General features: G+C 47.9%; 12 protein-coding genes. 3 read left to right on the top strand and 9 right to left on the bottom strand.

Going from position 1 to position 14,393, the window contains the following annotated elements; genetic code table 11:
* Positions 1-28: 28 nt before the first annotated feature.
* The 8 genes from BLV50_RS18230 to BLV50_RS18265 all read right to left on the bottom strand — a co-directional run bounded on the left by BLV50_RS18230 (position 29) and on the right by BLV50_RS18265 (position 9,314).
* Positions 29-1,642, bottom strand: coding sequence for a (2,3-dihydroxybenzoyl)adenylate synthase (locus BLV50_RS18230; protein ID WP_090809444.1), 1,614 nt, complete (start codon positions 1,640-1,642; stop codon positions 29-31).
* Positions 1,643-1,645: 3 nt separating this feature from the next.
* The gene (dhbC, locus tag BLV50_RS18235; RefSeq protein WP_090809250.1) at positions 1,646-2,980 is read right to left on the bottom strand and encodes an isochorismate synthase DhbC; all 1,335 of its coding nucleotides are present in this window, start codon (positions 2,978-2,980) and stop codon (positions 1,646-1,648) included.
* A 23-nt stretch (positions 2,981-3,003) separates the two neighbouring features.
* Positions 3,004-3,789, bottom strand: a complete 786-nt coding sequence (locus BLV50_RS18240; protein ID WP_090809252.1) for a 2,3-dihydro-2,3-dihydroxybenzoate dehydrogenase — start codon at positions 3,787-3,789, stop codon at positions 3,004-3,006.
* A 168-nt stretch (positions 3,790-3,957) separates the two neighbouring features.
* Positions 3,958-4,818 (bottom strand): alpha/beta hydrolase, encoded by an 861-nt coding sequence (locus tag BLV50_RS18245; RefSeq protein ID WP_090809254.1) that lies wholly within the window; start codon positions 4,816-4,818, stop codon positions 3,958-3,960.
* Positions 4,819-5,342: 524 nt separating this feature from the next.
* Positions 5,343-6,389, bottom strand: coding sequence for an ABC transporter substrate-binding protein (locus BLV50_RS18250; RefSeq protein WP_090809256.1), 1,047 nt, complete (start codon positions 6,387-6,389; stop codon positions 5,343-5,345).
* 49 nt (positions 6,390-6,438) lie between these two features.
* Complete coding sequence (locus BLV50_RS18255; protein ID WP_079697546.1) at positions 6,439-7,656, bottom strand: ABC transporter substrate-binding protein; 1,218 nt, start codon at positions 7,654-7,656, stop codon at positions 6,439-6,441.
* Between the two features lie 272 nt (positions 7,657-7,928).
* Complete coding sequence (locus BLV50_RS18260) at positions 7,929-8,678, bottom strand: Bax inhibitor-1/YccA family protein (RefSeq protein ID WP_063565881.1); 750 nt, start codon at positions 8,676-8,678, stop codon at positions 7,929-7,931.
* A gap of 279 nt (positions 8,679-8,957) precedes the next feature.
* On the bottom strand, positions 8,958-9,314 hold the full coding sequence (locus BLV50_RS18265) for a nucleotide excision repair endonuclease (protein ID WP_090809258.1): 357 nt from the start codon (positions 9,312-9,314) through the stop codon (positions 8,958-8,960).
* A gap of 672 nt (positions 9,315-9,986) precedes the next feature.
* Between BLV50_RS18265 and BLV50_RS18270 the strand changes: the two genes are divergently transcribed.
* From BLV50_RS18270 to BLV50_RS18280, 3 genes are read left to right on the top strand one after another with little or no spacing between them, the layout of a single operon-like run.
* The gene (locus tag BLV50_RS18270; RefSeq protein ID WP_090809260.1) at positions 9,987-11,438 is read left to right on the top strand and encodes a MocR-like pyridoxine biosynthesis transcription factor PdxR; all 1,452 of its coding nucleotides are present in this window, start codon (positions 9,987-9,989) and stop codon (positions 11,436-11,438) included.
* Positions 11,439-11,449: 11 nt separating this feature from the next.
* The gene (locus BLV50_RS18275; RefSeq protein ID WP_072733833.1) at positions 11,450-12,370 is read left to right on the top strand and encodes a D-alanine--D-alanine ligase; all 921 of its coding nucleotides are present in this window, start codon (positions 11,450-11,452) and stop codon (positions 12,368-12,370) included.
* Positions 12,367-12,825 carry a GNAT family N-acetyltransferase gene (locus BLV50_RS18280; protein WP_256337988.1) on the top strand — a complete coding sequence of 153 codons (459 nt, stop codon included), beginning with the start codon at positions 12,367-12,369 and terminating at the stop codon, positions 12,823-12,825. Before BLV50_RS18275 ends, BLV50_RS18280 begins: the two co-directional genes overlap by 4 nt.
* Positions 12,826-12,908: 83 nt before the next feature.
* Here BLV50_RS18280 and BLV50_RS18285 read toward each other — a convergent pair whose 3' ends face one another.
* Positions 12,909-14,378: a GNAT family N-acetyltransferase gene (locus tag BLV50_RS18285; protein ID WP_090809262.1), complete on the bottom strand. Its 1,470-nt coding sequence runs from the start codon at positions 14,376-14,378 to the stop codon at positions 12,909-12,911.
* Between the last annotated feature and the right edge of the window lie 15 nt (positions 14,379-14,393).

The raw sequence follows: 14,393 nt of genomic DNA on the forward strand, positions 1-14,393 counted from the left end.
CTGTAATGCTATCTATCAGAAATAACAATTAGGATATGGGCTGTTTAGCCGTAATCATCTCACGCAACGCTTTTTTGCTTACTTTGCCAACTTGAGTTTTGGGAAAAGACTGCACAAATTCAATCCGATCCGGTATTTTATAGCTGGCCAGACCCCGATTACGTAGAAAAGATTTCACTTCGGCAGCTGACGGAGCTTCACCGCTCGGCACGATAAATGCACAGGAGCGCTCGCCCAGATATTCATCCGGCATGGATACCAAAGCCGCATCATGCACAGCAGGATGCGCCAGCAGATGATTTTCCACTTCCTCGGCGGCCACTTTATCGCCGCCACGGTTAATTTGATCCTTCGCCCGTCCTTCCACAACGAGATATCCATCAGCCGTAAGACTGGCAATATCTCCGGTACGATAGAAACCGTCCGTGGTAAACGATCTGGCATTATGCTCCTCAGCCTTGTAATAACCACGAATCGTATAAGGCCCTCGTGTCAGTAAATGCCCCGATTGTCCCTGTTCCACATCCATGTCCTCGTCATCCACAATTCGTACTTCATCATACGGAGACATCGGCTTGCCCTGAGTGTTAACAATGACATGCAACGGATCATCCAGACGGGTGTAGTTCACCAGCCCCTCCGCCATGCCGAACACTTGCTGTAAGGTGCAGCCTAGAACGGGTTGGACACGTGCAGCCACCTCGGCGCTGAATTTGGCTCCACCAACCTGAAGCACCTCAAGTGAAGGAAGTTTAACCCCCCGGGTAGCCGCCGCATTCAACCATATGAGCGCAAGTGGTGGTACAAGAGCCGTTATGGTTACCTTATGGCGCATAATGAGTGGAAAAGCTTCATCCGGGCTGGACCCGCGTGACAGTACAATGGTTCCACCTGCATACAGCGTACCCAGAAAGCCGGGTGAGCTCATGGGATAGTTATGTGCTATAGGCAGAACGGCCAGGTAGACACTATCTGGGGTAAGTCCGCAGACTTCCACACTTCTCCGCAAACTGTAGATGTAGTCATCATGAGTGCGGGGAATCATTTTGGACAGCCCGGTACTTCCACCAGACAACTGTAGAAAAGCAACATCCGAAGAAACTGGCTCATCCGGCAGTGTGACTGGTGCTGTATAAACATCCTCCAAAGCCGTAAATCGCCCCGCTTCTCCCGCCACGAATACATGCCGAAGTCCCGGAACCTCTGCCTGAACCTCTTCGGCCAGTGTGCAGTAATCAAACCCTCCATCCTGATCAGGTATCACGTATGCTACGGCCTCAGAGAAACGGGCAAAATACGTAATCTCACTCTTCCGATGTAAGGGAAGTGCATATACAGGCAGTGCACCAATGCGGAATAAGGCAAAACACACCTCGATAAACGCCGTAATATTGGGCAGCTGGATAATGACTCGATCATACTGTCGTATTCCTTTGGCATATAAGCCAGCAGCCAGACGATCCACCCGATCGTTCAGCTCCGCATAGGTTAATTGTTGTTCACCACTGATAACGGCTACTCGATTGCCATATCGTTCTGCGCGCTGGCGGAGCATTTCTCCAAACGTAATTCCTTCCCAGCAGCCTTCCTGACGATAACGTTCGGCAACTTCCTCAGGCCAGGCCTGAAATCCTGACAGCATCATTCATTCCTCCTTCATACTGGACACAGATGAATCCAAACCCATGGCGAGCAGCATTGTTCCGAATTTCGCTGAGGTCTCTGCCAGCTCCGCTTCGGCTGTAGAACCTGCCACAATACCCGCGCCAGCGAACAGTTTAAGCGTATTCCCTTCCACTTCCGCACATCGGATCGTTACAGCCCACTCGCCGTCACCCTCACTGTCACACCAGCCCACCATGCCGGTGAATAATCCCCGTTCAAACGGTTCCTGTTCTCGGATGGCTTCCCGAGCGGCCTGTACAGGCGTTCCACAAATTGCTGGTGTAGGGTGGAGAGCAAACGCAAGTTCCAGTGATGATGTGTTCACATTAGCAAGCTCCCCGTGAATTTCCGTAGATAAGTGCCACATGGTTCGTGTTTGGATCAAGGAGGGTTCTGCCGGGACGGATAGCTGCTTACACAACGGACGCAGCGCTTCCGCCACAGCCTCAATGACTACTGCATGTTCATGGCGATCTTTGGCGGAAGCCAGCAGTGCTTTTGCACGGCGACAGTCCTCAGCCGGATCATCACTCCGGGCAGCAGACCCAGCGAGTGGATTGGCTCTCACTTTGGACCCTTTCCGGGTAACCAGCAATTCGGGACTCGCTCCGATATAAGTCCGATGAGTTTCTTTTTCCGTCTCCACATAAGCGCGTTTATTCGTTGTTATATCACCTTTTGCTAGAGAGAGTTTCGTCATCGGAACAGCAAATGTATATCCGTGTGTGTTATCCCTGAACAAATTACGGAGTAACTGATGCGTGTTCACAATCGTCTGTGAAGTCACATGCAGTGTACGGGATAACACCACTTTGTGGAGATTGCCTTGATTTAGATCCAACAAAACGTTTTTTACGCTTTGCTGAAATATAGCTCCGGTAGGTTCTTCACGTACCTCACAACCCACTGCAGCTGGGCGTTTTTCCACCGATGCTCTGGCGTCCGGGGATAAAGGATCAGCCCATTGGATCTTCTCTGGCACGAATAGCTCTGCAGAAGAATGTATCGGATCGAACGGAATGGCGCCGACCACAATCGGTTTCGTTTGGCCCGAGCGTCTCGCCTTTTCCATCAACTGCTCCATCCGGTTAATGAAAAGCTGCGTTTCTTCATTCCGCTTTTGTTCATTAACATTAACCGCGCCCATGGAATCCGTTGTATTCTCTTCCGATGCCTCCATGGCAGACCATCGAATTTGTTCCCCTTGAGCTAACAGGGTATGTTGCGGTGAAGACCAGAAAAAGGACGTCCCTTCCTGATATTGTTCCAGAAGGTGTAAGGCGGAAGTTGCAGCAACCGTACCCGCTTTTGACATGATTATCATCTCCTTATCTTGATTCAGGCACCTAGCGTGGCGCCTCCGTCCACACACAAGTTATGCATCGTAATATGTCTAGCCTGATCCGATACCAAAAAAAGCACACTATCCGCTATATCCGATGGCAACGCCAGCCTGTTCAGTGGTATGCCCAGTCGGTATGCTTGCTGGGAACCCGCGATAACGGCCTGTGCTCCCTGCTCATCCGCCCACAATGCACGCTGCATATCGGTATCCGTCGAACCTGGAGATACAATGTTACAGCGGATATGATCTGAGGCGTATTCAAGAGCCAAACATTTGGTGAACATGGTTGAAGCCGCTTTGGAGGCTACGTAGGCGGACATATGCATCCGGGGCACACCAGAAGCATTTGAACCGACAGTAACGATCGCCCCCGACTGACGTTCGGCCATGTATCGCACCACAGCACGTGACATGTAAAATACACCATGTGTATTCACGTCAAAAGTTCTTGTCCACTCTTCATCGCGGAGCTCACTCACAGCCCCCGTGTATAGTACTCCCGCTGCATTCACCAAAATGCCAATCGGACCTAATGTATTCTCAATACGCTGGATTGCATCTTCGACGAATTGACGATTAGATATATCCACAGGACAGGCTGTTGCTTGATAACCCTGACTATGCAGATCTGTGACCAGTTGATTCAACTGATCCTCTCGTATGTCGACAGCTGCAACAATAGCGCCTTGCTCGGCAAGCAATCTCGCCACGGCTTCACCAATGCCTTGTGCAGCACCGGTGACTACGGCTACTTTTCCATCAATTCCTGTGTAACTCACTCCCGTTCCTCCCTTGCATCACTGCTCCCTCTCCTGTTTGGAGAGATATGTTAGCCTGCTGAATCTGATTGGATCATCCGTAAATCCATAACATTTCACTCCACTTGCCTTTCGCCCAATCTCCCATACCGATACCTCTAATTGAGAAATACTGTCGCCTCTTCCCTTCTACGACTCCGGGCTGCAGGCAAAACGAATAGCACGACTAATCAGAAATGGCAATACGGATACATGGTTTTCTTCTTCAAACTCGGTATATTTAATGTCCAGACCCGGCTGATTCAGCGCAGATAACCGTTCTGTAAGACTCGAAGCTTTATCATTGTTGCGGGCAGGATGCGTCTTCTCCTGTTCACCCATGCCAATCCACACATTGACGTTCACGGGATGCTCTTCCAGCCGTGCGCCAAATTCCTGTTCCTCCGCCAGCATGACGTTCTGGTTCCAGTGAAGGGAAGGGCTACCCGCAATGTAATAGCGAAAAGCTTCTGGTTTCTTGAACAGCGTATGCAATACGAACAATCCACCAAGGGAATGGCCAAAAATAGCCTGTCTGCTCCGGTCAATCCGATACTGCTGTTCCATATCCGGCTTCAGCTCTTCTTCAATAAACTGCAAGAATTCATCGGCTCCACCCTGTTTCGGTAAAGGTGTTCCGTCCGAATTCTGGGTATATTCCGTTGTGGCCTGCGGGGTAAAGTCATAGTAACGGTGCGGCGAAAAAGGGCCCGCCGTTGGATACCCAATGCCAACAACAATGGCCGGAAGTGCTCCGGTCTTCTCCGGTCTGCGGCCCTGTACACGAACAGCTTCGACCATCGTGCCAAACACCGAGTTGGCATCCAGCAGATAGATCACCGGATACCCCGAAGGTGGTGGCGCTTCTGCCGGTTGGAATACCATGATCTGATAGGCATGATTGCCGTTGCGTGACTTCATGGTCCATTGTTCGGCACGGGGAATCTGTACTGTACTGCGTGCGATATGTTCAAGGGTGCCAGATGCGGGTTGATTGGGTTGAAACGTCATTACGGATGGTTCCTCCTCGTTGTTCTGCGTATATAAGTTGAATATTGAATTACACATACACTCCACCGTCAGAATAACCTTCCAATCGCTGTTATCTCCAGATTTCCTCTATCCCCTCTTATAAAGGGAGAAATCCGGAGATAGCCTATGCTTTCGACGTAGCTTTCTTTCAGAAAGCTTTCAGGCGAACGCTTCGCTTCTCCAGGTTTTTTCTGACGTCTCCGTTTCTGTGTAGTTCATAAACTCAACTTATACTGTTATGTTTAATATAATTATTGAAATGTATGAGATTGATTCTCATTACCAATTATAAGAGAGTAAATCCGACTGTCCCATGGACGATATCCAGAAATGATTTTGATTATCTCCATATTTCCACATTTCTGTAACCGACTTGGTTACCCCTCAAAATAAAAAAACTCCCTCACGGAATACCTGAAACGCTGGAATTTGTCCGGTTTCTGGCACTCCGCAGGGAGCTACATTTCTCATATTGCGATCAATACATCAACGGATTGTCTTTATTATTGCGTTAACGCCTTCAGCGTGTCGTCAATGACATGACCATAAGCAATCAATCCACCGCCCAGCCACGGAGCTGGCTCTACTGCGTACACATTTCCAGCTTTAACGGCTGGCATGCTGTTCCATACTTTGGTATCCGTCATTTCCTTCATGCTCCCCGGACCCTGTTCCACCGTGAAAATAAAGTCGGCATCAATCTCAGGCAACACCTCGGTCGATACCGTTGCGCTGTTCTCCGTTTGTACCAGTGTTGGCTTGCCAAGCCCCAATTGCTGATATACCACGTAACCACTAAAGTAGTTACCACCCATCATGCTGATCCCGCGAGGTGCAAAACGAATGATCGCTGCTTTCTTGCCTTCGGTAACTTTGGCGAGCTTGGCCTTAGCATCATCTACCTTCGCATGATATGTTGCAATGGCTTTTTCGGCCTCAGCCGTTTTGCCCAGCAGATCACCGATCACCTGCAAAGACTTCTCTACATCACCCGAAGCATTCGTAAATACGTAGGTTGGTGCAATTTTCGAATAACTCTCATATACACCGTTCTCAGCATATTGGGCCGTGTGTAGAATAATAAAATCCGGATTGTACGCCATTAGTGCTTCAGGAGAAGGCAAACCACTGGAGAAATCCAGTGTTGGCACTCCGCTCAACTGGTCCTTAAGGTAAACATGGCCTTGCGTACCACTCGCCCACTGAGCTACCGGTTTAACGCCTAGCGTCAGCAGAGAGTCTTCCAGATAAGGTGCAAAAACACGCTCCGTATGCTCAGGAACGATAACATCATGTCCCAGATCATCTTTGACAGTTCGTTCTCCTTTGGTTTCTTCCGTATTCCCTTCGGTTACAGCAGTCCCTGATGAGGCCGTGGTCGAAGCCTCCGTTGTTGGCTGCTCTTTCTGTGCTTCTCCCTCAACTTCTGATTTTGAACCACAGGCAGACAGCAAACCCGTAATCAATACCAGTACGAGCAAGGCCGAGAAACCGGTACTACGAAATGGACGAACGGAACTTTGTCCGTTACCTTTTTTCTGTTGAAACATGACATATCCCCCTTGATAAACATTCTCATTTAGATAGATGGATTATATGTCATGTAGCCCGGGAATCACCATGGACGTTATCCAGATATACATTTGGACAATATCCCGTGAAAATCAGGAGCGCTTCATCCAGCATGCGCATCACGCCTACGGCAGAGTAGTCAAACCATGGGTCACCTGTGATCAGATGAATCTGGTATTGCCTTACTGCCTTAAGCTGACGCCATACCGGCGAGTGCTGTAGACTAAGCCAATACGCCCGCGATGCGGCCTCAGGACACACCATAACAAGAATCCGATCTGGATTTAGCGCAGCCAGTTGTTCCAATGTTAACCGTGTGTTGGCCTGAACATCGGGAAACGTCTCCAGTTGTAATCCATTATTGTACAACACCTCTTCAATGCCCGGATTTCGATACAGATAAAGGTGCTGACCATACACCCGGACAACGATGACCTTCTCTCGCCCCACTTTCTGTTTTACGGAATCCCGTGCCTTCTCGACTCGCTGATTGTATACGCTAATCCACTGCTCTGCCTGTTCTTCCCGTTCCAGAAAAGCAGCAATCATGCGTAACTGCGCACGCCAATCCAAGTGATACTTCGGTACAAAACAACAAGGGGCAATCTCAGCCAGTTTGGCCTGATCCTGATCACTGATCTGATCCGTACCGACAATAGCGTCCGGCCGGATATGAACCAAACGCTCCACGTTGGCTTCAAATCTCAAGCTGGTATACGGGTCTGTCAGTCTCAAATGTGACTGAATCTCTGTCCGGTGCGCGTTATAATAATAAGCGGTCCATTTGGGGTCAATCGGCGCAGCGACAGGCATGACATTAAGCGCCAGCAGCTGTCCAATAATGCTGGAGGAGCAGGTGGCGATGCGTATTCTCGCATTTTTGGCATAATCCGAAGGAGATACGCCCACTTCTTTTTTAAATTTGCGGCTGAAATAATACTCATCGCTATAGCCCACTCTCAGCGCGATTTCACGAAGTTTGTATCCTGTTTCTTTCAGATATCGTTTCGCACGATTGATGCGAAGATCGGTCAGATATTCCATTGCACTCTGCCCGTAGGTCTTCTTGAACAGGTCCACGAAATATTTCGCACTGATATTGGCTTTGTGGGCGAGATCCGCAATAGACAATGGTTCGTCATAGTGCTCATCCATATATACTTTTACCTTGGCAAGATCCGTCTTGGGACTGCGGCCGGTAACGGGTAAGTGCGCAGGGGTCTGCGAATCATTTTCCAGTAACATGAGGCCACTCCTTTCGATCTGCTTGATCGGTTTGATATGAAATGTACAGGGCAATAAAGCCGGTACTATATTAGACTAACGAAAATGATAATCATTATCAATTAAAATATCACATTCTTTTCCATACAGTCAATCCATATATGGAAGAATGTACACAGTTCGATGTTAAGACAATCCCGTAAAAGGCAAAAAAGCTAACTGCGTGTTTTGGGCACGAGTTAGCTTTTGATGACGAATTTTGCAACATTAAGTTTGTAAAAATTTGAATTGAATTAATCCCGGCTCCGCAGCTTGCCGAGTAGACGAATAATTTCTAGATACAGCCATACCAGCGTAACCATCAATCCAAATGCACCGTACCACTCCATATATTTCGGAGCACCGTTGTCGGCACCACTTTCAATAAAATCAAAATCAAGTACCAGATTCAGTGCGGCCACAATGACGATGACGACAGAAATGCCGATTCCGATCAGGCTGTTGTCATGCAGATAGGGAACGGTAATCCCGAAAAAACCAAGAACAAAACTGAGGAGATACATAATCATGATACCTCCGGTTGCTGCGACAACCCCCAGCTTGAAATTCTCCGTAGCTTTGATCAATCTTGTCTTGTATGCCATCAACAGAGCAATAAAGACGGCCATGGTCAGCAAAGCAGCTTGCAGCGTAATGCCGTTATACAAGTATTCATACGTAGCCGAGAGTGCTCCGAGGAACATCCCTTCCGCAACGGCATAGATCGGCACAAGGTAAGGCGCCGCAACAGGTTTAAATGAAATAATCAATGCGAGGATAAATCCGACGATCGCCCCTCCATATGCAAGAGGAAGCACTTCCTGCCCATTGAAAAACATCATCCAAGATGCAAATGCACTGCCCAGCAGGATTACCAGCGTAATAAACGCCTTGTTTACCGTACCGTTAATCGTCATTCTAGTCTGATATCGATCATCTCCATAGCCTCTGGAGTCTTCAAACGTACTATCTTTGAGTGTGGGGTTACCGCTACGTCCGATCAAAACAATCACCTCTTCTATGTATTTGGTTAATCCTGTACTACCATCTCTACGTTCTACATTGCCATTTCTACGAACTACATATTAAATTGCATATTGAAAATATAAATTCTAATGCTTCCAGGCAGACGTGGGATGCAATCCGGAGATCACATCCTTGTCTGTTGACGCAAGGCATGGGCTATATGTCCCAAAACTTTGCGAAGAATACTTTACGCTTTATTCAGCACATTCCATCATTTGATTCCAATTCTTAACGCTCTTGGGGCATATTCGAGATAATTATTTGTACAACACTTTATCTACATTGTATTTCGCACGCATCGTGTTGATGATATAGGTCTCGTAAATTTCGCGGTCCACCGGATCTTCAATAACGCACACTTCAATGGTGGTTACTTCCTCGCGGTGTGACTTCATTGGTGATACGGTATCTTCAAAATGTTTCTTGATGCGCGGTCTTAATTTTCGTGCTTTCCCGACAAATAACAACTCATCAGCAGCATTGTAAAACATGAAGATACCGCCCTGTTCCCGTGTAATCAGGTGGAAATCGGTGAATCCATAAATGTGGCTAAGCTGTGGATCAGCCTGCTTCGTGATGATGACATCTGGTGTTGGCACAGTAATATTAATCAATAGGTTCACTTCCTCATTATCTATAGGTTTACATCCTATCATATATTATAAAGGGAAACCATTTCATTAATAAGAAGCAAGATTCAAGCTTTTTTCAACTATTACGACAAATATTTCAAAAAAAAGGTTAACTTCCCTGATTCAAAGTGGTACTATAGGGGTATGAGGAAGAATTTGGGCACTAAGACATATGTCTTTATATCTACTTCCGTCTATTGTACCCTATGATTGATCATCTTTTTCATACTGAATTCTGTTACGTGCGCACGACAAGAGTACAGTTAGCAAGAACCTAGCTTTATAGCTTTACGATTCATCATCTATTCGACCCTTGCAGCAAGCAAACGTAGAAAGATCCTAGATTTACGAAGATAGTATAGAACTGGATTGACCTAGAAAGCCTGCAATTATAGCCGTACGAGAGTAAATAGACACACGTAGAAGGACAGATAGCTATCGATCCTAGAGAGACTAGTCATGCAACGCCAACCTAGAAAGTTATAAGCAGCAGCACTATAAAAGATGGATCACGTTTCACCCCAGCCCGGCATGATGCCAGGGCTTTTTTACGTTTGCGCAAACAACCAACCACCTCCGCAGGGAAACAGAGGTATCGTGGTTCTTTCTGCGGGGGTTATAATATGGCAAGATAGCAAATAAGGGAGTGATGGGATGTATTCCGATCTGCAACTGACGGAGGACCGCCCTGTATATATACAAGTCAAAGATTATATGAAGCGATTGATGCTCAAAGGCGGTCTGCAAGCCAAACAAAAGCTTCCTTCCACCCGCGAACTCAGTACACTCATGAAAGTAAGCCGCAGCACGATTCTGCTGGCCTATGCTGAACTTGAGGAGGAAGGCCTGATTTACGCGGTCAAAGGCAAAGGCAATTACGTAAGCTCCACCATTGATGCACCTGAGGCAACATCCGGGTGGCAGCTGGACTGGAACGAACGTGTCAGCGATTATGCAATCCAGGCGGAGCAGTATGATCTGATGAAACATGGCTCTGGCTCTGAGCGCGGTGAGATTTCATTTACCAGCATCGCGCCGGATGAGAAGCTGTTCGACATGCACAATGTCAAAAGAGCCTTTCTCGACCGGATGTCGCTTGAAGGGGAAGTGCTGCTGAATTACGGATATGCACAAGGCTACAGACCTCTTATGAAGTATCTGCTGCGCTATATGGAAAATAAAGGTGTCGACCTATCCGGCAAGGATATTTTAATTACCAACGGATTTACGGAAGGTTTTGATCTGGTACTGGGCGCACTTCGCAAAAAAAGCGGCAGGGCCCTGTGTGAAAACCCGACACATCATACCGCTGTTAAAAATCTGAGACTTCATCAATTCCATCTCACCGGTGTGGATATGGAATCAGATGGTCTGGACCTAAAGCAGTTGGAACGGGAACTTGCAGCCAACCCGTATGATCTGGCCTATCTCGTGCCCTCCTACCACAATCCAACCGGGATCGTCACATCACCTGCCAAACGGACAGAGATCATTCGGTTGATGAACCAGTACCAGGTGCCGATTATTGAAGACGGCTTTAACGAGGAACTGCGCTATTCCGGTTCCCATGTCTCCCCTCTGATTGCCAGTGTGGGCAAAGGGAACGGACTCGTGTATCTGGGCAGCTTCTCCAAGATATTGTTTCCGGGACTGCGTGTAGGCTGGGTCATTGCGGATGCGGCGCTGATTGATTACCTGGAAAGCATGAAACGGGCGCGCAGCATTCATACCTCGACGCTGGACCAGTCCCTGCTCTATCAATATCTGAGCAACGGCAATTTCGAGAAATATTTGAAGCGGGCCCGTACAGAGTACAAGCGAAAATATGAACTGGTGGTCCGTTGCTTGCGGCAGCATCTGCCAATGTGCCGGGTTTCCGGTGAAGGCGGACTTCACCTGTTCGTACAATTCCCACCAGAATACCGCACGAGGGAGCTGCTGGCGGCTTGCAAGGCAAAAGGCGTTACCTTCATGCCCGGGGATACCTTTTATCTTGAACCAGGCCAGGGACAAAACACGATGCGTTTGGGCTTCTCCCGAGTCAGCGATGAGAACATTCGCAAAGGTATTCGCATCATTGGCGAGACGGTTGCTCAAATGAAATGAGGAGGATTCACATGAAAGTTGGCGTGATAATGGGTGGCACATCTTCGGAGCGGAATGTTTCTCTGCTCACCGGACGGGAGATGATGAACCATCTGGATGGACAGAAGTATGAGGTTATTCCGGTGGAGATCAACAGCAAACGAGATCTTATTGACAAAGCCGCAGGATTGGATGTGGCACTGCTCGCTCTGCACGGCAAATACGGCGAGGATGGTACGATTCAAGGTACGTTGGAGTCGCTGGGTGTTCCTTACACAGGCTGTGGTGTCCTCGCGAGCAGCGTATGCATGGACAAAGATATGTCCAAACGCCTCATCCAGCATGCGGGTGTACCTACTGGCGAGTGGCTTCAGGTAAGCAGTCTGGATGAATTGTCATCAGTCGCTGTGCAGCAGTTAACGTATCCCGTTGTGGTAAAGCCCAATTCAGGCGGTTCCAGTATCGGCACGCAAGTGGTGCAAGAACCCTCGGCTCTTCATGCGGCTGTAGAAGCGGCTCTCGTCTGGGACGAAGTCGTCATGATTGAGCAATATATTGAGGGTGAGGAGATTACCTGCGCCGTTCTGGATGGTCAGATGCTTCCTGTTATCTCGATTCGTTCAAATGCCGATTTTTTCGATTACACCTCCAAATATAATGATGGCGGCGCTGAGGAGCAGGTCGTCCATTTGCCTGCGGATTTGCATAAACGTGTAGAAGCTGCGGCATTAACCTGTTACCGGGTGTTGAAATGTAGTGTCTATGCTCGCGTGGACATGATGATTCGGGATGGCATGCCCTATGTGCTTGAGGTGAATACGTTGCCAGGTCTTACCCGAAATAGCCTGCTGCCCAAAAGTGCAGCCGCTGCTGGTATCTCCTTTGCCAGTTTGCTGGATTCCATTATTGATCTCTCATTAATAGAACGCCAAAAGGAGGCAACGCGATCATGAGTCTGAATATAACAATTCGTAACAGTTCCCCTGAAGATCTACAGGATATGGTCGTTCTTATGGATCAACTCGGTTACCCAACCACGTATGCCGAGATGAAGGAGCGTTATTCGCACATCGCTGCGGATTCAAACTTTGCAACGTTGGTTGCCGAGGTCCGTGGCCGTGTCGTTGGACTGATTGGCCTCCAAACATCTTATCTATATGAAAAAAACGGAAGACACTGCCGTATTATGGCTCTTATCGTGCATGACCAGTTCAGAAGCTCCGGCATCGGTCGTCAGCTTATTCTGGAAGCAGAACAATGGGCAGCCACTCATGGCGTGGATTCCTTGTCTCTAAACAGCGGCAATCGCCCGGATCGTGAAGCTGCGCATGAATTCTACCAACAGATGGGCTTTACCGCGGGAAGCACTGGCTTTAGCAAAAAGCCGCAGGCTTTGCAGCATAGCTGACTGTTTACAAAGTAACATCAAAAAAACGCCCATTTCCAACACAAAGGTCGGAAACGGGCGTTCTCTATTTCGCTATAAGTAAATTATCTTTTGGCCTTCATGGATTCATACGCAGCAAGTAACTCCTCTACAGCCACGCCATTAATCTTCATTCCTGCCACCTGACACTGTTCCAACTGTACGCCGGATAGATTACAGTCATTGAAATGACTGCCCTTGAGGTCACAATGCTCCCAACGCATGGGTGCTCTGTCTGCGCCGAGGTGTGTATCCTGAAAATGAACACCATCCAAAGCACAGAATTCAACCTTGCTATCTGTTAAACGCAAATCGGCCAATAATATGTTGGTCATATTCAGATTGGTGAATTTGCCCCCACTCAGGTTGCAATCGGTCATCCGGATATCCCGAAGATTGCTGGTGCTGAAGCGAAGTGAATCCAGATCAGCTTGGTAAAATTCAGTAACCGTCTCATCCTTAACATTGGATATTTCCTCGGATGGGAGCTGGATCACAGGCTCTATTGTTATGATTTTCTCATATCCATATTCATCTTCAGACGCATAGAGACAGATATAACCCATTTTCTCATAAAAATGATGATTATCCCGCTGTCTTCCCGACGTCTCCAGCTTCCATATCCCAATCTCCGGGAATTCGGCCTCAACAAGCCTGATGACCTGAGATCCTATACCCCGACCATGACAAACGGGATCAATAAAGATTTTATCCAGTCTCGCATGCCTGCTTCCCAATACATTGACACTGACTCCACCAATGGTACATCCATCCCATTCTATAACGTAATAGTCCCATTCACGGATCACGTAACTGTGCATACGAACAGACGAATAGCCTGGTGGACAAAGGTTGCTGTCCGGAACTGTGTCTCCTTTAGCCCAGACCCTGATCGCATGATCAAAGGCTCTGGTGCATATCTCCGTGAGCACTTCAGCATCCTCATGGCGTGCACGACGAAGCTGAACTAGAGATTGCAGCCCCAGTGAAGATGCTGGTGCCGGTTGTACTTTATGTCGCTCAAAATAATCGTAGTCTGCCTGATCCGAAAGTTTTCTGCGAGAGACATAACGAAATCCAGCATGCTCAAGCACCTTGCGTGAAGGCTGGTTAAACGGCTTTACAATACCCACAATTCGATCCAATAGAGTATGTTCAAATAAGTATGTCGTTAAGGCATTCACTGCTTCTGTGATATACCCTTTATTCCGATAATCCCGTGAAATGGCGTAAGCCACTTCACGATCATCACTATCCAGCATGTCATTGGGAAACACACCACACCAGCCAATGATTTGCTGATCTTTGTTGTGTACAACAGCTAGCATGACCCGTACATCTTTCGGATCGAACTGCTCGTAACTGCCAACAACAAATTGCAGAAAACCATGCAGCTGTTCCTCTGTCATCCTCCATTCGGGAAGAATATCCGTGATTTCCGGTTGTCGGGTTAATGCGTACAGCGCGTACTGGTCTTCCAGCGTTAGTGGACGTAATGTAATCGAACTGGATTGGATGATTAATTGACTTTTCATATATAACACCTCTGG

Origin of the sequence: Paenibacillus sp. 276b (assembly GCF_900107875.1) — a bacterium.
GTDB lineage: Bacteria > Bacillota > Bacilli > Paenibacillales > Paenibacillaceae > Paenibacillus > Paenibacillus marchantiae.

Coding starts and splice junctions, on each gene's coding strand:
- BLV50_RS18230 (WP_090809444.1), bottom strand. CDS start 1,642: ATGCTGTCAGGATTTCAGGCCTGGCCTGAGGAAGTTGCCGAACGTTAT.
- dhbC (WP_090809250.1), bottom strand. CDS start 2,980: ATGTCAAAAGCGGGTACGGTTGCTGCAACTTCCGCCTTACACCTTCTG.
- BLV50_RS18245 (WP_090809254.1), bottom strand. CDS start 4,818: ATGACGTTTCAACCCAATCAACCCGCATCTGGCACCCTTGAACATATC.
- BLV50_RS18250 (WP_090809256.1), bottom strand. CDS start 6,389: ATGTTTCAACAGAAAAAAGGTAACGGACAAAGTTCCGTTCGTCCATTT.
- BLV50_RS18255 (WP_079697546.1), bottom strand. CDS start 7,656: ATGTTACTGGAAAATGATTCGCAGACCCCTGCGCACTTACCCGTTACC.
- BLV50_RS18270 (WP_090809260.1), top strand. CDS start 9,987: ATGTATTCCGATCTGCAACTGACGGAGGACCGCCCTGTATATATACAA.
- BLV50_RS18275 (WP_072733833.1), top strand. CDS start 11,450: ATGAAAGTTGGCGTGATAATGGGTGGCACATCTTCGGAGCGGAATGTT.
- BLV50_RS18280 (WP_256337988.1), top strand. CDS start 12,367: ATGAGTCTGAATATAACAATTCGTAACAGTTCCCCTGAAGATCTACAG.
- BLV50_RS18285 (WP_090809262.1), bottom strand. CDS start 14,378: ATGAAAAGTCAATTAATCATCCAATCCAGTTCGATTACATTACGTCCA.